This window comes from Pseudomonas sp. WS 5010, assembly GCF_012985565.1.
Lineage (GTDB): Bacteria > Pseudomonadota > Gammaproteobacteria > Pseudomonadales > Pseudomonadaceae > Aquipseudomonas.
In genome coordinates this window covers 70,218-92,936 of the sequence record NZ_JAAQWQ010000005.1, presented here as the reverse complement: position 1 = coordinate 92,936, position 22,719 = coordinate 70,218, and the positions used below count along the sequence as shown (strand labels likewise).

The window sequence follows — 22,719 nt, the reverse complement described above, 5'->3', positions numbered from 1 at the left end:
GCTTCATCTCGTCCACAGTCGCCGGTTGATTCCTCCTCCTGACTGAGTGCTTATTAAGTCACCACAGCAAGCAGGACGCGTAAGTCGCGATACCAGCCCAATTGGCCAGTATTGCTGGACACTGGAGTGGCCAACCACTCTTGACGCACCTGACACCGACCGTGAGAAGTCGTGTGTGCCGAACGCCGTTTCCGGCAGCCCGGAAACCGACGGTACAACATGAAAAGAATGCTGATTAACGCAACTCAACCCGAAGAGTTGCGTGTTGCACTGGTAGATGGCCAACGCCTCTACGACCTGGACATCGAGTCCGGTGCACGCGAGCAGAAGAAGGCCAACATCTATAAAGGCCGGATTACTCGTATCGAGCCAAGCCTTGAGGCTGCCTTTGTCGATTTTGGCTCTGAGCGCCATGGCTTCCTGCCCCTCAAAGAAATCTCCCGCGAGTACTTCAAGAAAGCCCCTGAAGGCCGCGTGAACATCAAGGACGTCCTGAGCGAAGGCCAGGAAGTCATCGTCCAGGTCGAAAAAGAAGAACGTGGCAACAAGGGCGCAGCCCTGACCACCTTCATCAGCCTGGCTGGCCGTTACCTGGTCCTGATGCCGAACAACCCGCGTGCTGGCGGCATCTCCCGTCGCATCGAAGGCGAAGAGCGCAACGAACTGCGTGAAGCGCTGAACGGCCTGATCGCCCCGGCCGACATGGGCCTGATCGTGCGCACTGCCGGCCTTGGCCGCAGCAGCGAAGAAATGCAGTGGGACCTCGATTACCTGCTGCAACTGTGGACCGCTATTAAAGAAGCGTCCCTGGACCGCTCCGCGCCATTCCTGATCTATCAGGAAAGCAACGTGATCATCCGCGCCATCCGCGACTACCTGCGCCAGGACATCGGCGAAGTACTGATCGACAGCGTTGAAGCCCAGGACGAAGCCCTGACCTTCATCCGCCAGGTGATGCCGCAGTACGCCAGCAAGATCAAGCTGTACGAAGACAGCGTGCCGCTGTTCAACCGTTTCCAGATCGAAAGCCAGATCGAAACTGCCTTCCAGCGCGTGGTCGAACTGCCTTCCGGCGGCTCCATCGTGATCGATCCGACCGAAGCCCTGGTGTCCATCGACATCAACTCGGCGCGCGCCACCAAAGGCAGCGACATCGAAGAAACCGCCCTGCAGACCAACCTGGAAGCAGCCGAAGAAATCGCTCGCCAACTGCGCCTGCGTGATATCGGCGGCCTGATCGTGATCGACTTCATCGACATGACCCCAGCCAAGAACCAGCGCGCCGTGGAAGAAAAAGTCCGCGAATGCCTGGAAGCCGACCGTGCCCGCGTACAAGTTGGCCGCATCTCGCGCTTCGGCCTGCTGGAAATGTCCCGTCAGCGCCTGCGTCCATCCCTGGGCGAAAGCAGCGGCATCGTCTGCCCGCGTTGCAACGGCACCGGCATCATCCGTGACGTTGAATCGCTGTCCCTGGCGATCCTGCGCCTGATCGAAGAAGAAGCCCTGAAAGACCGCACCGCCGAAGTCCGCGCGCAAGTGCCGATCCCGGTTGCAGCCTTCCTGCTCAACGAAAAACGCAACTCGATCACCAAGATTGAACTGCGCACCCGTGCCCGTATCGTCATCCTGCCGAACGATCACCTCGAGACGCCGCACTTCGAAGTCCAGCGCCTGCGTGACGACAGCCCGGAAGCCCACAGCGGCCAGTCCAGCTACGAAATCGCCGCCGCCGCTGCCGAAGTCGAAGAAGTCCAGCCAGCTGCCGCGACCCGCACCCTGGTTCGCCAGGAAGCCGCCGTCAAGACCGCGCCGGCCCGTGCCAACGCACCGGTGCCGACTGAAGCCGCTGCCCCGGTGGCCGCGCCTGCCGTCCTGCCGGAGCCAAGCCTGTTCAAGGGCCTGGTGAAGTCGCTGGTCAGCCTGTTCGCCACCAAGGAAGAGCCGGTAGCTCCTGCCGTGGTCGAGAAGCCAGCCGCTGAACGCCCTGCACGCAACGAAGAGCGTCGCAACGGTCGCCAGCAGAGCCGTAACCGCAACGGTCGCCGCGACGAAGAACGCAAGCCTCGCGAAGAACGTGCACCGCGTGAAGAGCGCGCACCCCGTGAAGAGCGCCAGCCGCGCGAAGCCCGTGAAGAAACCCCAGCCGTAGCCCGTGAAGAACGTGCTCCGCGCGAAGAGCGTGCGCCACGTGAAGAACGCGCACCGCGTGCCCCTCGCGCCCCGCGTGAAGATCGCAAGCCACGTGGCGAGCGTGAAGAACGTGTACGTGAACTGCGTGAACCGTTGGACGCTGCCCCAGCTGTTGCCGCCGTAGCAACTGATGTCGCGACTGAAGAACGCCCGGCCCGCCAACCCCGTGAAGAGCGCGCCCCACGCCCGCCGCGTGAAGAGCGTCAACCACGTGCCGAGCAGGCTGCCGCAGCCAGCGAAGAAGAACTGCTGAACAATGACGAACAGCCACAGGAAGATGGCCAGGACAACGCCGAAGGCGATCGTCCACGCCGCCGCTCCCGTGGCCAGCGTCGCCGCAGCAACCGTCGTGAGCGTCAACGTGACGCCAACGGCAATGTGATCGAAGGCTCGGAAGAGACCGGCGAAGCCAGCGAAGACAACGCCAACAACGAACCCACCAGCACCGAACTGGCTGCTGGCCTGGCCGTTACCGCTGCGGTTGCCAGCTCGGTCATCAGCGCACCTGCCGAAGCCGAAGCCAACCAGCAGGCCGAACGTGCCACCGCTGCCGTGCAGGAAACTGCCGCAGTTGAAGCACCGGTTGTCGAAGCCACCACCGTGGTTGAAGCACCAGCGGCTGTAGAAGTGGAAGTTGCACCGGTTCGTGAAGCCCAGCCTGAAGCCGAAGTCGTGGCTGCACCCGCAATCGTGGTTGAGCCACAGCCTGTGGTCGAAGCAGTTGTTGAAGCGCCAGCCGCTGAAGCAACGCCGCAAGTGCGTGAAGTTCGCGAAGAACAGACCGCCTTCCAGTGGACTGCCGAGCCAGCCGTCGTCACCGAAGCCCCTGCCCCAGCACCGGTAGAAGAAGCTCCAGCACCGGCTGCTGAAGTGGTTATCGCCGAACCTGCGGTGGTTGCAGAACCGGTTGTGATTGCCGAGCCTGCTCCGGTGGTCGTGGAAACCCCAGTGGTTGCCGAAGTGGCCGCCCCAGTGGTTGAAGCCCCTGCCAGCGCCCTCACCGAAAACGGCCGTGCGCCTAACGACCCACGTGAAGTACGTCGTCGCAAGCGTGAAGCCGAGCGTCTGCAGAAAGAAGCCGAAGAAGCAGCGGCAGCGGCCCCGGCCGTAGTCGAAGCGGTTGCGCAAGCACCGGCCATCGAAGCAGAAGTTGAGCACACTGCCCCAACCATCGACGAGAACCTGCGTTCCGTTGAAGAAGTGGTAGAGCACAACCCCAAAGCCCTGGAAGAAGAGCACGAGCCTAAACCCCTCGCCTGATTCCAACGGCAACTAAAAAGCCCCGCCTGATCACTCAGGCGGGGCTTTTTTATGCGACATGTGGGAGCTGGCTTGCCTGCGATGGTCGTTAACGATGACGGATAAATACCTGACACCCCGAGCAGCTCTTCCAGCCCCTACCTGAATTCCAGTGATTGCGGCACATCCACATCCCATAACACCCCAGGATCATCCACCGGCACTTCCCGCACCTCAGCCTGAGCAAACAGCGCCTTGGCCCCACGGTCCCCAGTCAACCCCATCAACACCGGCCCCAGTGCCCGGCCAAACGCCACAGGATGGCCTTGCCGGCCAGCATGCACCGGCACACTGACCCCCTCCACCCGCTCTATCACCCGCTCAATACTCGCCACCTGGATAAACGGCATATCCCCCAACACCACCAGCCAATCCGTCGCGGGGCCACTGGCGGCCACCGCTGCCGCAATGCTGTCGCCCATGCCCGCCGAATCCAGGAGCAGCACTTCGCACCCATAATGGCGCGCCAGGCGTACAACCTCGCTGCGCCTCGGCGATGTGACCACCCAACGCCGGGTGACACTGGCGGGCAAATTGACCAGCACCTGCTCCAAGACCGGCCGCCTCACCCCATCACGCCCCACACAAGGCGCCAGCAGTTTGTCCTGACCGCTTAACGCGCGGAACCGGCTGCCCTGCCCCGCCGCCAGGACAATGGCGGTGATGGCGCTCGTCAACTGACCGCCTCCCGCACGGGTTTCGCTTGCAACAGCTCTACGCCGTTCTTGATCGCGACGATGTGCGCCATCAACGACAAGGCAATCTCTGCCGGCGTATGACTGCCAATATCAAGACCGATCGGACCATGCAGCCGCGCAATCGCCTCGGCTCCCAGCCCCAGCACGGCCAGGTTCTCGCGACGCTTACGGCTATTGGCCCGTGACCCCAGGGCACCGATGTAGAACGCCCGGGAATTGAGCGCGGTCAACAGCGCCATATCATCCAGGCGCGGATCGTGGGTCAGGGCCACAATGGCCGTGCGCTCGTCCGTCTGGATATTGAGCACCGCCTCATCGGGCATTCCCGGCACAAAGCGCCCGTGTTGTTCTTCCCAGCCATGCACGAACTCCGTGCGTGGGTCGCAGATCAGTACTTCAAAATCCAACAGCCGCGCGATTTCCGCCACATAGCGCGACAACTGGCCTGCACCGATCAGCAACAGGCGCCAGCGCGGGCCATAGATAGCCCGCAAGCGTCCACCGTCAAAACTGACAATGTCGTACTTGCTCGCCGCGCTCAAACGCACGGTGCCCGTCGCCAAGTCCAACTCCCGGGCCACTATTTCATGAGCCTCACAACGCGCCAGCAACTCGGCGACCCACGCAGGATCACCCACCCGCTCCTCCGTCAGGCGCAAGGTGCCGCCGCATGGCAGGCCAAAGCGCGCCGCTTCATCGCGGGTGACGCCATAGGTCACCAGTTGCACCGGCGGCCCCTCATCTGGCAAGCGGCCATCATGCAGTCGGGCGATCAGGTCATCTTCGATGCAGCCACCGGACACCGAGCCGATCACCACCCCGTCGCCGCGCAGGGCCAGCATCGCCCCCGGCGGCCGTGGCGCGCTGCCCCAGGTCTGGACCACGCTGTACAGCACCACCCGCTGCCCGGCGCGGCGCCATTCGAGCACGCTGCGCAGGACATTCAGATCCACGCTGTCCATCAGGCCTTCGCCTCCTGCTGCCAGCCCTGTAGCTGATAACGCACAGGCAAGTTGCGGATACGCTTGCCGGTGGCGGCAAATATCGCATTGCACAGCGCCGGCGCAATCGGCGGCACACCCGGTTCACCGACACCGCCCAAGGGCACCTCACCTGTTGGGGTGACCAAATGTATGGCGATTTCCCGGGGCGCCAGGGACATGCGCGCCACTTCATACATATGGAAGTTGTCCTGCTGGACCTTGCCATCCTTAAAGCTGATTTCCCCCAGGACCGCATTGCCCAAGCCCATGACGCACGCGCCCTCGAACTGCGAGCGGATGCGCTCCGGGTTGATCTGCGGGCCGCAATCCACGGCGATGTCGGCCTTGTGCACAATCAGTGTGCCATCATCCTTGACCTCGACCTCGATCACCGCCGCCACATAGGTCACGAAGCTGTAGTGCACCGCCAGCCCCAGGCCACGCCCCTTGGGCAGCGCACGGCCCCAACCGGCAGCCTTGGCCGCGGTTTCCAGCACGCCACGCATGCGCGCGGTATCAATCGGATAACGCTCGGGGGACTCGCCGTAGTTCCATTCTTCGCTCAAGGTTCGCGGATCGATCTGACGATCCGGGCCCAGCAGCTTGAGCTGATACTTCAGCGGATCCTGGCCGGCCTTGTGCGCCAGTTCATCGACAAAACTCTGAATGGCAAACCCGTGGGGGATGTTCGACACCGAACGGTACCAGCCCACGCGGGTGTGGGCAGCAGCCTCGGGGTTTTCCAGGCGCACATTGGGAATGGCATAGGCCATGTTGGTAAAACCCATGCCCAGCTCGAACGCCGCCTCGTGGTTCATGCCCGGCGCAAACAACGCGGTGATGCTGGGTGCCACGGTGCGGTGCAGCCAGGCGGCAGGCATGCCGTCCTTGTTCAGGCCGGCCTTGAGGTACTCGGCGGAGACGGTATGGAAGTAGGAGTTATGGATATCGTCTTCGCGTGTCCACTGCACGCGCACAGCCTTGCCGGGAAACTCCTTGGCCAGCACCGCAGCTTCGATGATGAAGTCCGGTTTCGACTTGCGCCCGAAACCGCCGCCCAACAGGGTGACGTGGATCGTGACGTTATCGAACGGCAGGCCAAGGCGCTCGGCCACCCGTTCGCGGGTGACCTGTGGCGCCTGGCTCGGGGCCCAGGCCTCGCATTGCCCGTCTTGATAGCGGGCCACGGCAACCATCGGTTCCATCGGCGACTGCGCCAGGTGTGGCAAGTAATACGCGGCTTCGAGGGTGCTGTCGGCATCGCTCAGGGCCTGGTCGATGCTGCCGGTATTGCGCACCACTTTGCCGGGCTTGAGGGCCGCCGCTTCCAGGGTCTTGCGATAATCGATGGAGTTGTAGCCGGCATTGGTGCCGTCCTCCCAGACAATCTGCAACGCTTCGCGCCCCTTGATCGCCGCCCAGGTGTTGCTGGCCACCACCGCCACGCCGCCCAATGGCTGGAACTCGGAGGGCAAGGGCCGGCTTTCGATTTGCAGGACCTTGATCACCCCCGGGACTTTCAACGCCGCGCTGGCATCGAACGACTTGACCTTGCCGCCATACACCTTGGGCCGCGCAATGGTCGCGAACAGCATGCCGTCAAAATGCACATCGGCGCCGTACACCGCCCGGCCGTTGACGATATCGGCACCGTCGATGGCCTTGGTGGCTTCCTTGCCGATATAGCGAAATTCCGAGGGTTGCTTGAGCCGCAGGCTGTCGCGCGCCGGCACCGCCAGCGCACCGGCGGCTGCGGCCAGGGCGCCATAGCCCAGTTCGCGGCCGCTGGGCTGGTGAATCACTTTATGCAACTGCGCCCGGCATTCGCCCAGCGGGACTTGCCACTGCTCGGCAGCGGCCTGTTCCAGCATGGTTCGCACGGCGGCGCCGCACCGGCGCATCGGCTCGAACCAATGGCGCATGCTGCGCGAACCGTCGGTATCCTGGTTGCCAAAACGCGCTTCATCGCCCGGCGCCTGCGCAACCTTCACCAGCGCCCAATCGGCCTCCAGTTCATCGGCCACCACCATGGTCAGGCTGGTGCGCACGCCCTGGCCCATTTCCGAGCGGTTGCAAATCACGGTGACGGTGCCGTCGATGGCGATGCTGACATAGACCTTGGGATCATCGACCACCCCATGGGGCATCGCGGCCCCGCCGTATTGCTTGGCCTCGGCGGCAAAGGCCTGGGGCAAGCCCCAACTGGCAGCCACCACCAGCGCACCGGTCGCGCCGACCCCCTTGAGGAACCCACGGCGACTGAGGTTGTTCAGGGCGAAATTGCTCGGCAACTGGCTCATGCCTTGGCCTCCTGCAAGTGGGTCGCGGCCTGGCGGATCGCCGTCTTGATGCGGTTATAGGTGCCGCAACGGCAGATATTGCCGACCATCGCCTCTTCAATCTGCGCATCGCTGGGGTTGGGGTTGGTTTTGAGCAAGGCCGTGGCCGACATGATCTGCCCGCCCTGGCAGTAACCGCATTGCGCCACTGCGGTGTCCAACCACGCCTGCTGCACCACCTGGCCAATCGGGTCGTTATGCAGGTTGTCGATAGTGCTGACGTTCTGCCCTTTGACCGAGCCGATGGGCGTGATGCAACTGCGCGCCGGCGAGCCGTCGATATGAATGGTGCAGGCACCGCACAGGCCCATGCCGCAACCGAACTTGGTGCCGTTGTAACCCGCCACGTCGCGGATCGCCCACAGCAGGGGCATGTCCTCGGTGACATCCAGTGGATGATCTTGACCGTTGAGTTTGAGAGTAATCATGGGCACGCCCGCATAGTGATTGGATTATGGGGTCGAGCTATCTGCCGCTTTCAAAGGAGCGGAGTCGGTTCACGCAGATGGCTCAGGCTAATCGGGCTCTCTTGTGAAGACAGGTCTTCACCGGGCCTTTGATAAACAGCGTCTATCGAACAATAAACAGGCATCGTTAGCCTGCTAAGTTAACCCAGCATTAACAAAAAAGCCCTGCAATGCAGGGCTTGGTTCAACAGGCTAGAAGCGTAGCTCAATAACGATTGGGCTCCATTTCCAACTCGACCTTGAAGCGCTCGGCGATATCGCGCTGGATGCGCTGGGCCAGGCTGGCAATATCCAGCCCGGTGGCCGCGCCATAATTGACCAGCACCAGCGCCTGCAAGCGATGCACGCCGGCATCACCGTCGCGAAAGCCTTTCCAGCCGGCCTTTTCAATCAACCAGCCAGCCGCCAGTTTCACTTGGCCATCAGCCTGGGGATAAGCCACCAGATCGGGATATTGCAGCTTTAATTGCGCCGCCAGCACCTGGGGCACCAAGGGGTTCTTGAAGAAACTGCCAGCGTTGCCCAGGACCGCAGGGTCGGGCAGTTTTTCACTGCGAATGCTGCAAATGGCCCGGCTGACATCGCTGGGGGTCGCCTGGGTAATGCCCTGCTCGGCCAGGCGTTGTTGCACCGGGCCATAGCCGAGCTTCAGGTGCGCGACGCGGCTCAAGGCAAAGCGCACCCGCAGGATCAGCCAGCGCCCCACTTCGTGTTTGAACAGGCTGTCGCGGTAGGCGAAGTTGCACTCTGCCAGGCTGAAATCGCGCAACTCGCCGGTCTGGCGGTCGAGGGCGGTCAGGCCGGCGAACACATCCTTGATCTCGACACCGTAGGCGCCGATGTTCTGCATCGGCGCGGCGCCGACAGTGCCGGGGATCAGGCTGAGGTTTTCCAGGCCAGAGAACCCTTGCTCAAGGGTCCACAGCACAAAAGGATGCCAGGCCTCACCCGCCTCGGCTTCCACCACAACCTGCTGGGTGTCCTCGTGCAGGACGCGGATACCCTGGGTCGCCATGCGCAATACCAGCGCCGGGATATCCTGGGTCAGCAGCAGGTTGCTGCCGCCACCGATCACCAGCAATGGCAACTGTTGCGCGGCCGCATAGGCCAGGGCCTCGCGCACATCGGCGTCGCTATGGGCCTCGGCGAACAACTGCGCACGCACATCGATGCCAAAACTGTTGAAGGCCTTCAGGGAAACCTGGGGCTGCACATCCAGACTCATAACCGCCCCTTCAACTCGATCACCAGCAAGTCGCACGCGGCCTCGATCAGGTCCAGGACCTGCTCGAAACCCTGTTCGCCGTCGTAATACGGATCCGGCACTTCATCCACCGCCGAGTCGTAGCGGCGCAGGAACAGATCCACCTCCGCCTTGCCTTGGGCCGGCTGCATAGCCTTGAGATTGCGCAGGTTACTCTGGTCCATGGCCAGGATCAGGTCGTAGCGCGCAAAGTCGGCACGCGACACTTGCTGCGCACGCTGGGCCGACAAGTCGTAGCCACGGCGCAGCGCTGCTTGCTGGCTGCGCTTGTCCGGCGCCTTGCCGATATGCCATTCACCGGTACCGGCAGAGGCCACCTCGACCCGGTCCGCCAGCCCGGCGGCCCGCAGTTTGTGGCGCAGCACGCCTTCGGCGGTGGGCGAGCGGCAGATATTGCCCAGGCAGACAAACAGGACTTCCATCACGCCCCCAGCAACCGACGCACGCGCTCAAGGTCTTCCTGCGTATCGACGCCGGCTGGCGGGGCTTGCAGCGCATCATCGACATGAATGCGCACGCCGTGCCACAGGGCTCGCAGTTGTTCCAGTGCCTCGGTGTTTTCCAGCCAGCACGGGCCCCAGCTGACGAAGTCATGCAGGAAGCCCGCGCGGTAGGCGTAAATGCCGATATGGCGACGATAAGGTACGCCAGCCGGTAATACGTCACGCTGCTTGGCGAACTCATCGCGCGCCCAGGGCAGGGTCGAACGGCTGAAGGTCAGGGCCAGGCCATTGATGTCGCTGACCACCTTGACCACGTTCGGGTTGAGCAGGGTCTGGATGTCTTCGATAGGTTCGGCCAGGGTCGCCATGCGCGCTTCGGCATGGGCGGCCAGGTTGGCGGCGACCTGGTCGATGACACACGGCGGGATCAGCGGTTCGTCACCCTGCACGTTGACCACGATGGCGTCCGGCGCCAGGCCCAGGTGCGTGGCGACTTCGGCCAGGCGGTCGGTGCCGGAGTTGTGGTCTTCACGGGTCAGCACTGCTTCGGCGCCAAACCCCTTGCAGGCCTCGATGATCCGCAGGTCGTCAGTGGCCACCACCACGCGCTGGGCGCTGCTTTTGCAGGCCTGCTCCCAGACCAGCTGGATCATCGGCTTGGCGCCGATCATCTGCAGCGGCTTGCCGGGCAGGCGGGTAGAGGCATAGCGCGCGGGGATGACAACAGTGAAGGCAGTGGTCATTTATCCAGGCGCTCGTCGGTCGTCAGGGTACGGGCTTCGCTTTCCAGCATCACCGGGATGCCATCGCGGATCGGGTATGCCAGGCCAGCGCCTTTGCTGATCAGCTCGGTCTTGTCGGCGCTGAGCTTGAGCGGGCCTTTGCAGATCGGGCAAGCGAGGATATCGAGCAGTTTGGTGTCCATGGGGGTTTCCTGGATAAAAGCGTTTTAAGGCAAAAGTCGAGCGGGCAGCAGACGCATCAGTTGCGTGTCGAACCAGGCGATAAACGCCGGTGACGGTGCCGCATCAACTGCAAGGTACCACCAGTGTGCCTGGGCAAAGGCGCGGCACTTCACCGCGTCCTTTTCAGTCATGACCAGCGGCAGTGACGGCGTAAAATTCAGGACCTCGGCGCTGTAGGGCGCATGGTCGGCAAACGCATGGGGTATCGGCCGCCAGTGTAGCGTTTCAAGGGTATTGAAGAAACGTTGCGGGTTGCCGATACCGGCGACCGCATGCACCTGCTGCCCCACGGGAAAATGGTCCAGCGGCCGGCGCTCGCCGGTCAGCAGGTTGACCAGCGTGGTCGGCAGCAGACGGAAAGCAAAGCCGTCCTCGCGATCAGCCCCGGCGCCGTTATAGAGCAGGGCATCGACGCTGTGCAGGCGCTCGACCGGCTCGCGCAACGGCCCGGCAGGCAGGCAGCGGCGATTGCCCAGGCCACGGGCGTTGTCGATCAGCACCAGTTCCAGGTCACGGGCCAGGCGGTAATGCTGCAGGCCATCGTCGGAGAGGATCAGGTCCAGGGTCTCGCTGGCCAGCAGGGCTTGCACCGCACGGCTGCGATCGGGGTCGATCATCAGCGGGACGCCGCTGCGCTGCACGATCAACAACGGCTCGTCGCCGGCCACTTGAGCGCTGTCGCTAGCCTGCACCCGCCATGGCAACTGCGCAGGCTTGGCCCCGTAGCCACGGCTGACCACGCCGACCCGCAGGCCACTGCGCTGGCAATGCTCGATCAACCACAGGATCAACGGCGTCTTGCCCGTGCCGCCTACGGTGATATTGCCAACCACCACGATGGGCACCGGCGATTGATAGATCGTGCCCTCGCCCGCCAGGAACCGTTCGCGCTTGCGCTTGACCACAAGGCGATAGAGCGCCTCCAGAGGTTGCAGGAGCTTGAGCGCCGGGTGGCCGTCGTACCAGGCCTTGAGCAAACGATCGGACAAGGCCATCAGGGCTGCCCCGCCGCCTCGACGGTGGTCATGCGCAAATGGCTGAAACCGAGCTTGCCGGCAGCATCCATCGCGGTGATCACGGCCTGGTGTGGGGTCTTGCCATCGGCGCTGATGGACAGCGGCATTTGTGTATCACCGCCGGACTCCTTCTGCAGCGCATCCATCACGCTGGCCACGTCGTTTTTCTCAAGCAACTGGTTGTTCACCGAAAACACCCCTTCGGCGCTGATGGTGATCTCCAGTTGCTTGAGCTGCTGGTCTTCAGCCGGCGAGCCGCTGACGGCTTCCGGCAGCTCGACCCGCAGTTGGGTTTCCCGGGTAAAGGTGGTGGTGACGACAAAAAACAGCAGCAGGATAAACACCACATCGATCAACGAGGCCAGGTTGATATCGACGGTTTCCCGGGGCTTGCGGCGAAATTTCACGCTTTGCCCTCGACCAGGTCGACATCGCGGTCGCCCTGGACCACTTCCACCAGCTTGATGGCTTCCTGTTCCATGCCCACCACCAGTTCATCGATGCGCCGTTGCAGGAAACGGTGGAAAAACACCGCCGGGATACCGACCATCAGGCCCGCCGCCGTGGTGATCAAGGCCTTGGAAATCCCCCCGGCCAATACCGAGGCGTTGGTGGTCATGCCCGAACCGGTAAAGGCGCTGAAGATATCGATCATGCCCAGCACCGTGCCGAGCAAGCCGAGCAGTGGCGCCATTGCGGCGATGGTGCCCAGGGCATTGATATAGCGCTCCAACTCGTGGATTACCCGGGCGGCGGCTTCTTCAATGCACTCCTTCATGATCTCGCGGCCGTGCTTGGAGTTGGCCAGGCCAGCGGCGAGGATCTCGCCCAGGGGGGAATTGGCCCGCAGTTCCTTGAGCTTTTCCTTGTCCAGTTGCTTGTCCTTGATCCAGCGCCAGACCTGCCCCAGCAGATGATCAGGGGTTACACGGCTGGCGCGCAGGGTCCACAGGCGTTCGGCAACGATGCCGAGTGCGGCGATGGAGCTCAGAATGATCGGCAACATCATCCAGCCGCCGGATTTGACCAATTCCCACACAGTGAATGTCCCCTCGAAAAAGTGCGCCACTTTAGCATACAGGCTGACGAGGAAGGACCTGCCTGCCGACAGCCATCATGTCGCAGGTACCGGCCTTTGGTAACTGTCAGTGACAGGCGCACGCCAGAAACGACGCTGGCTGCGTGCCATGATCGGCGCCTCGAAAGCCCCCAAGCGCAGACGCACGGCGCCCTGCTCGGCGCTGTCATAAATGGCGCTGTGAAAATGCTGGTAGCGTGCCAGCACTTGCGGGTGCGGATGGCCAAAGCTATTGCCGCGCCCCCGGGAGATCAGCACCGCCTTGGGGGCCAATTGCTGGACAAACGGCCATGACGAAGAACTGCGGCTGCCATGATGGGGCACTTGCAACCAATCCGTGGCGACCGCCAAGGGTGTGGCCAACAAGGCGCGCTCGGCCTCGCGGTCGATATCGCCGGTCAGCAGCAACCGTTCGCCATTGGCCTGGACCTGCAGCACGCACGACTTCGCGTTGCCGTTGCTGGCATCCGCCCATTGCCACAGCTCAAACGCCACGCCGTCCCACTCCCATTGCTCACCGCTGACACAGGCCTGGGTATCGAGAAATGCCGGCAGGCCCTGGGTTTCCCCGCCCACCACGCGCTTGACCGGCAACCCGCGCGCGATCGCCGCAGCGCCTCCGGCATGATCGGCGTCGGCATGGCTGAGTAGCATCAAGTCCAGCTGGCCAACCCCCAGCTTGCGCAGAGCCGGCAGAACCACCCGCTCACCGAGATCGAAGTCCCCCACCCGTGGCCCGGCGTCATACAACAGCACGTGGTTGCGGGTGCGCAACACGATCGACAAGCCCTGGCCGACATCCAGTTGCTCCACCGCCACCTGGCCCAACGGGATCGACTCACGGGGCGGGAACACCGCCAGCAGCAACAAAGGCCACCCCAGCAGGCGAAAGGGAATGCCCTTGGGCATCAATAACAGCACGGCGCCCAGCACACTGAGCAACCAGTAGCCCACGGGCACCTCGGCCGGCAGCCACGCCGGTATGTGCCCGGCCAGCAAGGTCAGGGCGCTGAACAGCCAATCCAGCGCGCCACCCGCCAACCACAGCAGGCCACTGCCCAGCCACGGCACTGCCAGCAACAACGTGCCCGCCAGCGCCAACGGCAGCACCAGCAGGCTGATCCACGGCACGGCAAACAGATTGGCCAGCGGCGCACTCAAGCTGATCGGCAAGCCGAGTATCAATAGCAGCGGAAACAGCCCGATAGCGATCAGCCACTGGGCACGGCTCCAGGCCTGCCACGCCCGCCAGGGCCCCAGACGGCCGCTGAAGGCCAGCAGCAACACGGCCACGGCGGCAAATGACAACCAGAAACCCGGTTGCAGGCTGGCCAGGGGTTCAAGGATCAATACTGCATTGAGTGCCAGCAGCAGGGGCCACCAGATCCCCAGATGGCGAAACCGCAGGCGCCACAGCAACACCAGCCCCACCATCACACAGGCCCGCTGCACCGGCACGGCAAAACCGGCGAGCACGCCATAGGCCAGCGCCGCGGCGAATGCCAGGCCACAGGCCCAGGGTAGCCAGGGCAAGCGCCTGGACCAGCAACCGTAACGGGCCAGGCCGGCCACCAGCGCATAGATCAGCCCCGACAACAGGCCGATATGTTGGCCAGAGATGACCAACAGATGCACGGTGCCGGTGTCCTGCAAGATGCGCCAGTCCTCGGCGGCCAAACCGGAGCCGTCGCCCAGTACCAAGGCGGCCAGTCCGGCTGCGCGTCCCTGGGCATCCACCGCCAATAACTGCTGGCGGATCCCATCGCGCCAGGCATGTCGGGCAGGCGCCAGGCGCTGGCCATCCTTGACCGACCCGGTCGCCCCCACACGCTGGGCCAATAGCCAGGCCTCCTGGTCGAAACCATGGAAATTCAGCAGGCCGGACGGGCGTTTGAGAGTGACAGCCAAACGCCAGCGCTCCCCGCTGCGCACTGGCGGGCCGCCCTGCCAACTCAGCCGGATGCGCTGGGGCAGCCGGTCCTGGCGTGACCGGCTGTCGCTCAGCTCGAAGCGCACCAGCCCATTGGCCTGCTGCGGTAGCCCACTGACGCGCCCTTCCAGCCAACGGGTCTGGCCGTCCAGGGCGGGCACGAGCCGCTCGTCCAGTGCTCGTTGCGCGCTGAAACAAGCCCACGCCAGGCCCAACAGGAAAAGCGCCAGCGGATAAGTACGAAACGGCAGCAGCATCAACGCCACCACCAACATGACCAGCAACCAACCGACCGGCGGCAAGGCAGGCAGCAGGCGCAACGCCAGCAGCCCCAACGCCAGCGCAAACGTCCCTGTGCGCATGGATCATTCCTTTAAAGTGACCCATCGAGTGTTAGCCGAGTGGTTCAAGGCGAACTATGATTTTTTGTCACAAAGTCTGAATTTCCCGTTCATAGAATACGGGCATACTTGCCCCTCGAACTGACCTGGACCCCTTATGCCACGGCGCTTATTCAAACGGTACATGCCCGATCCGACCAGCATTCGGGAACACAAGTCCTTACGCTTTCTCGGCACGCTGCTCCATGACCCCAACCTGTGGCACCTCAATCGGCACTCGGTTGCCCGGGCCATGGCTGTCGGTCTGTTTGCCGCATTCATTCCCATTCCCTTGCAGATGCTGTTGGCCGCCGTCCTCGCCATCTCCGTGCGCGGCAATATGCCCATCGCCGTGAGCCTGGTGTGGCTGACCAACCCGATTACCATGCCCGTGGTGTTTTTCTGCACCTATATGACCGGCACCTGGCTGATGAACATCCCGCCGCGCACCCTGCCCGATGAACTGACCTGGGAATGGATCAGCGGGCAACTGTCGACTATGTGGCAGCCGTTCCTGCTGGGCTCGGTGGTGATGGGCCTGGTATTGGGCGCGCTGGCGTACTGCCTGACCATGGTGTACTGGCGGTGGTGGGTGGGTCATCAGTGGAAAAAGCGCCAGCAGCGTAATCGGTAGTAGCCAAGGGGCCTTGCTGGCGCCAGCGCAGCGATGCAGCAACCCGACAAGCCGGCGCCTTGCCCCCTCAAGCATCTTTTGCAAGATTCCAAGCCCCTCATATGGCTACACTGCGCAGGTGGCGCAGGCCGGATGCCTGCGTAGAATCTCGACATCAGTGTGGTAGCAGGAGAGTGGCGTGCTAAGAAGAATGGGGATAAAAGGCCGCGTACTGTTGCTGACCTTGTTGCCTACCAGCCTGATGGCATTGCTTTTGGGCGGTTATTTCACCTGGATGCAGCTCTCGGACCTGCAAACCCAATTGCTCAATCGCGGCGAGATGATCGCCGAACAGCTGGCGCCGCTGGTGGCACCGGCACTGGGCAACAAGAACACCGATCTGCTGGAACGCATCGCCACCCAGTCCCTGGAACAAGTCGATGTACGGGCCGTGTCCTTCCTGGCGCCCGACCGCACGCCCCTGGCCCATGCCGGCCCGACCATGCTCAACCAACCGCCCATCGGCAACAGCTCGCACCTGTTGCAACGCACCGGTAATGACGCCACCCGCTACCTGCTGCCCGTGTTCGGCCGTCATCGCAACCTCGCTGGCGAGCTGATCCCCGACGAAGCCGATCGCCTGCTGGGCTGGGTCGAGCTGGAACTGTCCCATAACGGCATGCTGCTGCGCGGCTATCGCAGCCTGTTCGCCAGCCTGATGTTGATCGCCATCGGCCTGATCTGCACCGCCGCCCTGGCCTTGCGCATCAGCCGCACGATCAACTCGCCCATCGGCCAGATCAAACAAGCGGTGGCGCAGCTCAAGGATGGCAACCTGGAAACCCGCTTGCCGCCCCTGGGCAGCCAGGAGCTGGATCAGTTGGCGTCCGGCATCAACCGCATGGCCGAAACCCTGCAAAATGCCCAGGAAGAACTGCAACACAGCATCGACCAGGCCACCGAAGACGTGCGCCAGAACCTGGAAACCATCGAGATCCAGAACATCGAGCTGGACCTGGCCCGCAAGGAAGCCCTGGAGGCCAGCCGCATCAAGTCGGAGTTCCTGGCCAACATGAGCCATGAAATCCGCACGCCGCTCAATGGCATCCTCGGTTTCACCCACCTGTTGCAGAAAAGCGAGCTGTCGCCCCGCCAGCTGGATTACCTGGGCACCATCGAAAAGTCCGCCGACAACCTGCTGGGCATCATCAACGAAATTCTCGACTTCTCGAAAATCGAAGCCGGCAAGCTGGTGCTCGACAATATCCCGTTCAACCTGCGCGACCTGCTGCAAGACACCCTGACCATCCTCGCCCCGGCCGCCCACGCCAAACAGCTGGAGCTGGTGAGCCTGGTCTACCGCGATACGCCGCTATCGCTGGTGGGCGACCCGCTGCGTCTCAAGCAGATCCTCACCAACCTGGTCAGCAACGCCATCAAGTTCACCCGCGAAGGCACCATCGTCGCCCGGGCCATGCTCGAAGACGAACAGGAAGACAGCGTGCAACTGCGCATCAGCGTGCAGGACACCGGCATCGGCCTGTCGAACCAGGATGTGCGCGCCCTGTTCCAGGCCTTCAGCCAGGCCGATAACTCGCTGTCGCGCCAACCCGGTGGCACTGGGTTGGGCCTGGTGATCTCCAAGCGCCTGATCGAGCAGATGGGCGGTGAAATCGGCGTCGACAGCACGCCGGGCCAGGGTTCGGAGTTCTGGATCAGCCTCAACCTGCCCAAGACCCGCGACGATATCGAAGACCTGCCCGCCCCGCCGCTGCTGGGCCGGCGCGTGGCGGTGCTGGAGAATCACGAACTGGCGCGCCAGGCCCTGCAACACCAGCTGGAAGACTGCGGCCTGGAGGTCACGCCGTTCAACAGCCTGGAGAACCTGACCAACGGCATTACCAGCGCACACCAGACCGAACAGGCGATCGACCTGGCCGTACTGGGCATCACCGCCAACGACATTCCGCCGGAGCGCCTCAACCAACACCTGTGGGACCTCGAACACCTGGGCTGCAAAGTGCTGGTGTTGTGCCCGACCACCGAGCAGATGCTCTTCAACCTGTCGGTGCCCAACCCCAATAGTCAGTTGCAGGCCAAGCCGGCCTGCACCCGCAAATTGCGCCGGGCGCTGTCCGACCTGATCAGCCCGCGGCCGTTGCGCAGCGAACCGGGCGAGCCGCTGTCCAGCCGCGCGCCACGGGTACTGTGTGTCGACGACAACCCGGCCAACCTGTTGCTGGTACAAACCCTGCTCGAAGACATGGGCGCCAAGGTGCAGGCCGTGGAAAGCGGCTATACCGCCATCGAGGCGGTGAAAAAAGAAGCCTTCGACCTGGTGCTGATGGACGTGCAGATGCCCGGTATGGACGGGCGCCAGAGTACCGAGGCGATTCGCCAGTGGGAAAGCGAGCGCCACGGCACGCCGCTGCCTATCGTCGCGCTGACAGCCCACGCCATGGCCAATGAAAAGCGCGCCCTGCTGCAAAGCGGCATGGATGACTACCTGACCAAACCCATCAGCGAACGGCAACTGGCCCAGGTGGTGCTCAAATGGACCGGCCTGGCCCTGCGCAACCAGGGCCCGGAGCGCGCCGTCGAAGGCCACGGCCCCGCCGCGCAACTGCCGGTGCTGGACCATGAGGAAGGCCTGCGCCTGGCGGCCGGCAAGGCTGACTTGGCCGCCGATATGCTGGCCATGCTGCTGGCGTCCCTGGAGGCCGACCGTGAGGCGGTCTGCGTTGCCCGCGAAGCCAACGACAATAACGCGCTGATCGAACGGGTCCACCGCCTGCACGGCGCCACCCGCTACTGCGGCGTGCCGCAATTGCGTGCAGCCTGCCAACGCGCCGAAACCCTGCTCAAGCAGGATGACGCCAAAGCCATGGCCGCCCTCGATGAGCTGGACCTGGCCATTGCCCGCCTGGCCAGCGAGGCCCGCGTCAACGCCTGATGCAGAGCAACACGCCCAACGCCAATCACGGGCAACATCTCCTGTAGGCGCCGGTACGCCGGTGTCTACAGGATTTGTGTCACCACACGCTATTTTGCAGGGAGCCTTTTGATGCGCATCATCCTCTTCAGCAGCCAGACCTACGACCGCGACAGCTTTCTCGCCCAACCCTTGCCCGCAGGCATGGAGCTGCAATTCCAACCAGCGCGCCTGAACCTCGACACCGTGGCCCTGGCCGACAAGCACGAAGTGGTCTGTGCGTTTATCAACGACGACCTCAGCGCCCCGGTGCTCGAACACCTGGCCGCCGGCGGCACGCGGCTGATCGCCCTGCGCTCGGCCGGCTACAACCATGTAGACCTGGCCGCCGCCAAGCGCCTGGGCCTGACCATCGTGCGCGTGCCGGCGTACTCGCCCCACGCGGTGGCCGAACATGCCGTGGCCCTGGTGCTGGCCCTCAACCGCCGCCTGCACCGCGCCTACAACCGCACCCGCGACGGCGACTTCAGCCTGCACGGCCTGACCGGCTTCGACCTGGTGGGCAAGACCGTGGGCGTGGTGGGCACCGGGCAGATCGGCGCGACCTTTGCCAAGATCATGGCTGGCTTTGGCTGCACCTTGCTGGCGTACGACCCCTATCCCAATCCGCAGGTCGAAGCCCTTGGCGCGTGCTATGTCAGCCTGCCCCAACTGCTGGCCGAGGCGCAGATCATCAGCCTGCACTGCCCGCTGACCGCCGACAGCAAGCACCTGATCAATGCGCAATCCCTGGCCCATATGCAGCCGGGGGCGATGTTGATCAATACCGGGCGTGGTGGCCTGGTGGATACCCCGGCGCTGATCGAGGCGCTCAAGGACGGGCAATTGGGCTACCTGGGCCTGGATGTGTACGAAGAAGAAGCCCAGCTGTTTTTTGAGGACCGCTCGGACCTGCCCTTGCAGGACGACGTACTGGCGCGCCTGCTGACTTTCCCCAACGTGATCATCACCGCGCACCAGGCATTCCTCACGCGCGAGGCGCTGGCGGCGATTGCCGGGACCACCCTGGCCAATATCCAGGCCTGGGCCAACGGCCAGCCACAAAACCTGGTGCACGGATGATCAACGGTCACATACCGCGCGCATGGTAAACAGACGAGCGTGATAGGATGCCGCGCCTATTTGGAGGATCCATGGCCGAACACGATTTCCGCTTCAGTTTGCTGAGCCCACAACACACCCTGATCGAATGCCGCGCCCTGGTGCCGGGTCGTTACCAAGTCACCGGCAATGGTGGCTCGATCAAGCATGGCGATGTGCTGATCGTCACCTTGCGCGGCAGCAAGACCCTGTCGATGCGCCTGACCGTCGAAGGCGATGCGCGCTACTCCATCCGCCCGGCCGGGCAATGGGTGGCCATGGCGCAGGGGCCGAAGTTCGGCGAACTGGAGATTCACACCTGGAAGGTCAATTGCGACAGCTGCGACGCCGTGCTGGAGTTTGAGTTCTCGGTAGAAACCAAACTGACCAAGGAACCGCTGCAACCGGCCGCCACTGCGCGCATTGCCGAGTTGGGCTGGGCCACCGTCGGCGACAAGCACCGTTGCCCGAAATGCCAGCAGGCCGCGCCATGAAGAGCCTGCTGATGGTCGCAGCGCTGGGCGCAGGCCTTGCCGGCTGCGCCAGCGATGAGGTCAAGCTCAAGCAGGATCACAGCTACATCGTCGAATGGATCGGCGAACGGCCCCTGATGGACTACGCCCACCTGACCGTGACCCTCGGCGCCGATGGCCGGGCCTATGGCAATGGCGGCTGCAACCACTGGTTCGCACCGTACAGCCTGGACGGTGACAAACTCAGCTTCGGCAAGATCGGCAGCACCCGCAAACTGTGTGCCGAAGCCCTGATGGAGCAGGAGCAGCGCTTCTTCAAGGCCCTGCAAACCGTGCAACGCTGGGACATCTCGCCCATCGAGCAGACCCGCTTCTGGCCTGCCGAAGGCAAGCCACTGCGCTTGTGGCTGGAAGAAGGCTGATCCGTTGACGATTGCGGTGTGCCGGGCATACCGCAATCGCCAGCGAGCAACCGTTTAGCCGCGCAGCTCCTTGAGTTTGGCCAATACCCCCGCCGCCGTCTGCTCGCCCAACATCTGTGCCCGCACCTTGCCCTTGTCATCGATGATGTAGGTCACCGGCAACGCTTCGCTGCGCGGGATATCAAAAATCGCCTCGGGGTTCTGCGCCAGTACCGTGAACTTGATGCCCAGCTTCTCGCTGGCGCTCTTGAGCTCTTCACCCTGCACATTGTCGAAGTTGACGCCGAACACACTGACCGGCTGGCCCTTGAGTTGCTCGGCCAGGGCGTTGAGTTCGGGGATCTCGATGCGGCACGGGCCACACCATTCGGCCCAGTAATTGATCACCAACCATTGTTTGTCGACGCGCTCGGACGCGACTTTCTGGCCGTATTGGTCAACGCCATAATCATTGCCGCAGCCGCTGAGCAGGAGTGTGGTGATAACTGCCAGTGCGCCTATCAGTCGCCGTGTCATGGGGTAATCCTTAGCAAAAATGAACGTGGGCTGCGGCCGATCGCCTCTTACGGTTTAAGGACACGCCGCAGCGCGGGTAGAATACCCGCCACCTTACGCAAGATGCGACCCGCACATGACCGATCTGACGCTTTATCACAACCCGCGCTGCTCGAAATCCCGCGGTGCGCTCGAACTGCTGCAAGCCCGTGGCCTCACGCCCAACGTGGTGCGTTACCTGGAAACCCCGCTGGACGCCGCGCAGCTTGAAGCCCTGCTCGGCAAGCTGGGGATCGGCGCCCGGCAATTGCTGCGCACCGGCGAAGACGAATACAAGACCCTCAACCTGGCCGACGCCAGCCTCAGCGAGGCGCAGTTGATTGCCGCCATCGCCGCCCATCCCAAGTTGATGGAACGGCCGATCCTGGCCACCGCCGACAAGGCCGTGATTGGCCGTCCGCCGGAAAACATCCTGGAGCTTCTGCCGTGAGCGCGCCCTACATCCTGGTGCTGTATTACAGCCGCAACGGCTCGGTCAGCGAAATGGCCCGGCAAATTGCCCGGGGCATCGAGCAAGGCGGCCTGGAAGCGCGCCTGCGCACTGTGCCGGCGATTTCCAGCGAATGCGAGGCCGTCGCCCCGAGCATCCCCGCCGAAGGCGCACTCTACGCCAGCCTCGACGACCTGAAGAACTGCGCGGGCCTGGCCCTTGGCAGCCCGACGCGTTTTGGCAACATGGCCGCACCGCTGAAGTACTTTCTCGACGGCACCAGCAACCTGTGGCTGACCGGCGCCCTCGTCGGCAAGCCAGCCGGGGTCTTCACCTCGACCGCCAGCCTGCACGGCGGCCAGGAAACCACCTTGATGTCCATGCTGCTGCCGTTGCTGCACCACGGCATGCTGATCACCGGCCTGCCCTACAGCGAACAGGCCTTGCTCGACACCCAGGGCGGCGGCACGCCCTACGGCGCCAGCCACCATTCCGGCGCTGACGGCAAACGCGCCCTGGACCCCCATGAAATCGCGTTGTGCCGCGCCCTGGGCCTGCGCCTGGCGAAAACTGCGGCGAAACTGGAGAGTGGCCGTGGCCAAGAAGCCTAAAGTCCTGCCGGCCCAGGCCTGGCTGGAACCCCGGGTCAAAGTGGCACGGGCCTTGAGCCTGCTGGCGTTTCTGGGCCTGGTGGGGTTGCTCTGCGTGTACTACCTGCTGGTCGCCGACCTGCATGGCGCGCGGCCCTGGGTGATATTGCTGATCGAACTGGTGCCGTTACTGATCCTCGCGCCGGGCATGCTCATGGGCAGTGCGCGCGGGCATTCGTGGATGTGCTTTGTGGTGAATCTGTATTTCATCAAGGGCGCACTGGCGGCCTATGACCCGAACCGCCAGTGGTTTGGCGTGCTGGAGATGCTGGCGAGCCTGGCGGTGTTCTGCACGGCGCTGCTGTATGTGCGCTGGCGGTTCCAGTTGAATCGACGGTTGGCGGGGGAAGGTCAGCCAGCCTGAGGGGTATGTGGGGCCAGTCAGGCCCCCATCGCAGGCAAGCCAGCTCCCACAGGGGAATGCATTCCAAATGTGGGAGCTACGGTGGTGC

General features: G+C 63.5%; 22 protein-coding genes. 9 read left to right on the top strand and 13 right to left on the bottom strand.

Annotated features, from left to right (window positions below; all coding sequences use genetic code 11):
• Nucleotides 1-219: 219 nt before the first annotated feature.
• Nucleotides 220-3,450: a ribonuclease E gene (rne, locus tag HBO11_RS17200; RefSeq protein ID WP_169955206.1), complete on the top strand. Its 3,231-nt coding sequence runs from the start codon at nucleotides 220-222 to the stop codon at nucleotides 3,448-3,450.
• 137 nt (nucleotides 3,451-3,587) lie between these two features.
• Here rne and HBO11_RS17195 read toward each other — a convergent pair whose 3' ends face one another.
• The 12 genes from HBO11_RS17195 to HBO11_RS17140 all read right to left on the bottom strand — a co-directional run bounded on the left by HBO11_RS17195 (nucleotide 3,588) and on the right by HBO11_RS17140 (nucleotide 15,034).
• On the bottom strand, nucleotides 3,588-4,166 hold the full coding sequence (locus HBO11_RS17195) for a nucleotidyltransferase family protein (RefSeq protein WP_187699290.1): 579 nt from the start codon (nucleotides 4,164-4,166) through the stop codon (nucleotides 3,588-3,590).
• Nucleotides 4,163-5,149 (bottom strand): XdhC family protein, encoded by a 987-nt coding sequence (locus tag HBO11_RS17190; RefSeq protein ID WP_169955205.1) that lies wholly within the window; start codon nucleotides 5,147-5,149, stop codon nucleotides 4,163-4,165. The genes HBO11_RS17195 and HBO11_RS17190 overlap by 4 nt, the downstream gene beginning before the upstream one ends.
• Nucleotides 5,149-7,470, bottom strand: a complete 2,322-nt coding sequence (locus HBO11_RS17185) for a xanthine dehydrogenase family protein molybdopterin-binding subunit (protein ID WP_169955204.1) — start codon at nucleotides 7,468-7,470, stop codon at nucleotides 5,149-5,151. The genes HBO11_RS17190 and HBO11_RS17185 overlap by 1 nt, the downstream gene beginning before the upstream one ends.
• Nucleotides 7,467-7,937: a (2Fe-2S)-binding protein gene (locus HBO11_RS17180; protein WP_076964157.1), complete on the bottom strand. Its 471-nt coding sequence runs from the start codon at nucleotides 7,935-7,937 to the stop codon at nucleotides 7,467-7,469. Before HBO11_RS17180 ends, HBO11_RS17185 begins: the two co-directional genes overlap by 4 nt.
• 244 nt (nucleotides 7,938-8,181) lie before the next feature.
• Nucleotides 8,182-9,201, bottom strand: a complete 1,020-nt coding sequence (gene murB / locus HBO11_RS17175; protein WP_169955203.1) for a UDP-N-acetylmuramate dehydrogenase — start codon at nucleotides 9,199-9,201, stop codon at nucleotides 8,182-8,184.
• The gene (locus HBO11_RS17170) at nucleotides 9,198-9,662 is read right to left on the bottom strand and encodes a low molecular weight protein-tyrosine-phosphatase (protein WP_169955202.1); all 465 of its coding nucleotides are present in this window, start codon (nucleotides 9,660-9,662) and stop codon (nucleotides 9,198-9,200) included. The genes murB and HBO11_RS17170 overlap by 4 nt, the downstream gene beginning before the upstream one ends.
• Nucleotides 9,662-10,426 (bottom strand): 3-deoxy-manno-octulosonate cytidylyltransferase, encoded by a 765-nt coding sequence (gene kdsB, locus HBO11_RS17165; RefSeq protein ID WP_169955201.1) that lies wholly within the window; start codon nucleotides 10,424-10,426, stop codon nucleotides 9,662-9,664. The genes HBO11_RS17170 and kdsB overlap by 1 nt, the downstream gene beginning before the upstream one ends.
• Nucleotides 10,423-10,608 (bottom strand): Trm112 family protein, encoded by a 186-nt coding sequence (locus tag HBO11_RS17160; RefSeq protein WP_003174668.1) that lies wholly within the window; start codon nucleotides 10,606-10,608, stop codon nucleotides 10,423-10,425. Before HBO11_RS17160 ends, kdsB begins: the two co-directional genes overlap by 4 nt.
• Before the next feature lie 24 nt (nucleotides 10,609-10,632).
• The gene (gene lpxK, locus HBO11_RS17155; RefSeq protein WP_169955200.1) at nucleotides 10,633-11,643 is read right to left on the bottom strand and encodes a tetraacyldisaccharide 4'-kinase; all 1,011 of its coding nucleotides are present in this window, start codon (nucleotides 11,641-11,643) and stop codon (nucleotides 10,633-10,635) included.
• On the bottom strand, nucleotides 11,643-12,071 hold the full coding sequence (locus tag HBO11_RS17150) for a biopolymer transporter ExbD (RefSeq protein ID WP_029299722.1): 429 nt from the start codon (nucleotides 12,069-12,071) through the stop codon (nucleotides 11,643-11,645). Before HBO11_RS17150 ends, lpxK begins: the two co-directional genes overlap by 1 nt.
• Nucleotides 12,068-12,703 (bottom strand): MotA/TolQ/ExbB proton channel family protein, encoded by a 636-nt coding sequence (locus tag HBO11_RS17145; protein WP_029299724.1) that lies wholly within the window; start codon nucleotides 12,701-12,703, stop codon nucleotides 12,068-12,070. Before HBO11_RS17145 ends, HBO11_RS17150 begins: the two co-directional genes overlap by 4 nt.
• 75 nt (nucleotides 12,704-12,778) lie before the next feature.
• On the bottom strand, nucleotides 12,779-15,034 hold the full coding sequence (locus HBO11_RS17140; protein ID WP_169955199.1) for a DNA internalization-related competence protein ComEC/Rec2: 2,256 nt from the start codon (nucleotides 15,032-15,034) through the stop codon (nucleotides 12,779-12,781).
• Nucleotides 15,035-15,170: 136 nt separating this feature from the next.
• Here HBO11_RS17140 and HBO11_RS17135 point away from each other — a divergent pair, with 136 nt between their 5' ends.
• The 5 genes from HBO11_RS17135 (at nucleotide 15,171) to HBO11_RS17115 (ending at nucleotide 20,632) form a co-directional block, all read left to right on the top strand.
• On the top strand, nucleotides 15,171-15,686 hold the full coding sequence (locus HBO11_RS17135; protein ID WP_169955198.1) for a DUF2062 domain-containing protein: 516 nt from the start codon (nucleotides 15,171-15,173) through the stop codon (nucleotides 15,684-15,686).
• Nucleotides 15,687-15,864: 178 nt separating this feature from the next.
• On the top strand, nucleotides 15,865-18,618 hold the full coding sequence (locus tag HBO11_RS17130; RefSeq protein ID WP_169955197.1) for a response regulator: 2,754 nt from the start codon (nucleotides 15,865-15,867) through the stop codon (nucleotides 18,616-18,618).
• 111 nt (nucleotides 18,619-18,729) lie between these two features.
• Nucleotides 18,730-19,719, top strand: coding sequence for a 2-hydroxyacid dehydrogenase (locus HBO11_RS17125; RefSeq protein ID WP_169955196.1), 990 nt, complete (start codon nucleotides 18,730-18,732; stop codon nucleotides 19,717-19,719).
• 71 nt (nucleotides 19,720-19,790) lie between these two features.
• Nucleotides 19,791-20,231: a hypothetical protein gene (locus tag HBO11_RS17120; protein WP_169955195.1), complete on the top strand. Its 441-nt coding sequence runs from the start codon at nucleotides 19,791-19,793 to the stop codon at nucleotides 20,229-20,231.
• Entirely contained in the window at nucleotides 20,228-20,632 is a 405-nt protein-coding gene (locus tag HBO11_RS17115) for an META domain-containing protein (protein ID WP_169955194.1), read from the top strand. Before HBO11_RS17120 ends, HBO11_RS17115 begins: the two co-directional genes overlap by 4 nt.
• A 54-nt stretch (nucleotides 20,633-20,686) precedes the next feature.
• Here the strand turns inward: HBO11_RS17115 and HBO11_RS17110 are convergent, their stop codons facing one another.
• Complete coding sequence (locus HBO11_RS17110) at nucleotides 20,687-21,148, bottom strand: TlpA disulfide reductase family protein (RefSeq protein ID WP_057439622.1); 462 nt, start codon at nucleotides 21,146-21,148, stop codon at nucleotides 20,687-20,689.
• A gap of 115 nt (nucleotides 21,149-21,263) precedes the next feature.
• Here HBO11_RS17110 and arsC point away from each other — a divergent pair, with 115 nt between their 5' ends.
• Genes arsC through HBO11_RS17095 form a run of 3 tightly spaced genes read left to right on the top strand, consistent with a single transcriptional unit; the run spans nucleotide 21,264 to nucleotide 22,631 of the window.
• Nucleotides 21,264-21,617 carry an arsenate reductase (glutaredoxin) gene (arsC, locus tag HBO11_RS17105; RefSeq protein WP_169955193.1) on the top strand — a complete coding sequence of 118 codons (354 nt, stop codon included), beginning with the start codon at nucleotides 21,264-21,266 and terminating at the stop codon, nucleotides 21,615-21,617.
• The gene (gene wrbA / locus HBO11_RS17100) at nucleotides 21,614-22,228 is read left to right on the top strand and encodes an NAD(P)H:quinone oxidoreductase (protein WP_169955192.1); all 615 of its coding nucleotides are present in this window, start codon (nucleotides 21,614-21,616) and stop codon (nucleotides 22,226-22,228) included. The genes arsC and wrbA overlap by 4 nt, the downstream gene beginning before the upstream one ends.
• On the top strand, nucleotides 22,212-22,631 hold the full coding sequence (locus HBO11_RS17095; protein ID WP_038442506.1) for a DUF2069 domain-containing protein: 420 nt from the start codon (nucleotides 22,212-22,214) through the stop codon (nucleotides 22,629-22,631). The genes wrbA and HBO11_RS17095 overlap by 17 nt, the downstream gene beginning before the upstream one ends.
• The last annotated feature ends 88 nt before the right edge of the window (nucleotides 22,632-22,719 follow it).

Bases quoted from the DNA above. Each gene is read 5' to 3' on its own strand.
- HBO11_RS17120 (WP_169955195.1), top strand. From the start codon at position 19,791: ATGGCCGAACACGATTTCCGCTTCAGTTTGCTGAGCCCACAACACACC.
- HBO11_RS17170 (WP_169955202.1), bottom strand. From the start codon at position 9,662: ATGGAAGTCCTGTTTGTCTGCCTGGGCAATATCTGCCGCTCGCCCACC.
- murB (WP_169955203.1), bottom strand. From the start codon at position 9,201: ATGAGTCTGGATGTGCAGCCCCAGGTTTCCCTGAAGGCCTTCAACAGT.
- kdsB (WP_169955201.1), bottom strand. From the start codon at position 10,426: ATGACCACTGCCTTCACTGTTGTCATCCCCGCGCGCTATGCCTCTACC.
- HBO11_RS17185 (WP_169955204.1), bottom strand. From the start codon at position 7,470: ATGAGCCAGTTGCCGAGCAATTTCGCCCTGAACAACCTCAGTCGCCGT.
- HBO11_RS17180 (WP_076964157.1), bottom strand. From the start codon at position 7,937: ATGATTACTCTCAAACTCAACGGTCAAGATCATCCACTGGATGTCACC.
- HBO11_RS17190 (WP_169955205.1), bottom strand. From the start codon at position 5,149: ATGGACAGCGTGGATCTGAATGTCCTGCGCAGCGTGCTCGAATGGCGC.
- HBO11_RS17110 (WP_057439622.1), bottom strand. From the start codon at position 21,148: ATGACACGGCGACTGATAGGCGCACTGGCAGTTATCACCACACTCCTG.
- HBO11_RS17135 (WP_169955198.1), top strand. From the start codon at position 15,171: ATGCCACGGCGCTTATTCAAACGGTACATGCCCGATCCGACCAGCATT.
- HBO11_RS17125 (WP_169955196.1), top strand. From the start codon at position 18,730: ATGCGCATCATCCTCTTCAGCAGCCAGACCTACGACCGCGACAGCTTT.
- rne (WP_169955206.1), top strand. From the start codon at position 220: ATGAAAAGAATGCTGATTAACGCAACTCAACCCGAAGAGTTGCGTGTT.
- HBO11_RS17160 (WP_003174668.1), bottom strand. From the start codon at position 10,608: ATGGACACCAAACTGCTCGATATCCTCGCTTGCCCGATCTGCAAAGGC.
- lpxK (WP_169955200.1), bottom strand. From the start codon at position 11,643: ATGGCCTTGTCCGATCGTTTGCTCAAGGCCTGGTACGACGGCCACCCG.
- HBO11_RS17115 (WP_169955194.1), top strand. From the start codon at position 20,228: ATGAAGAGCCTGCTGATGGTCGCAGCGCTGGGCGCAGGCCTTGCCGGC.
- HBO11_RS17140 (WP_169955199.1), bottom strand. From the start codon at position 15,034: ATGCGCACAGGGACGTTTGCGCTGGCGTTGGGGCTGCTGGCGTTGCGC.
- arsC (WP_169955193.1), top strand. From the start codon at position 21,264: ATGACCGATCTGACGCTTTATCACAACCCGCGCTGCTCGAAATCCCGC.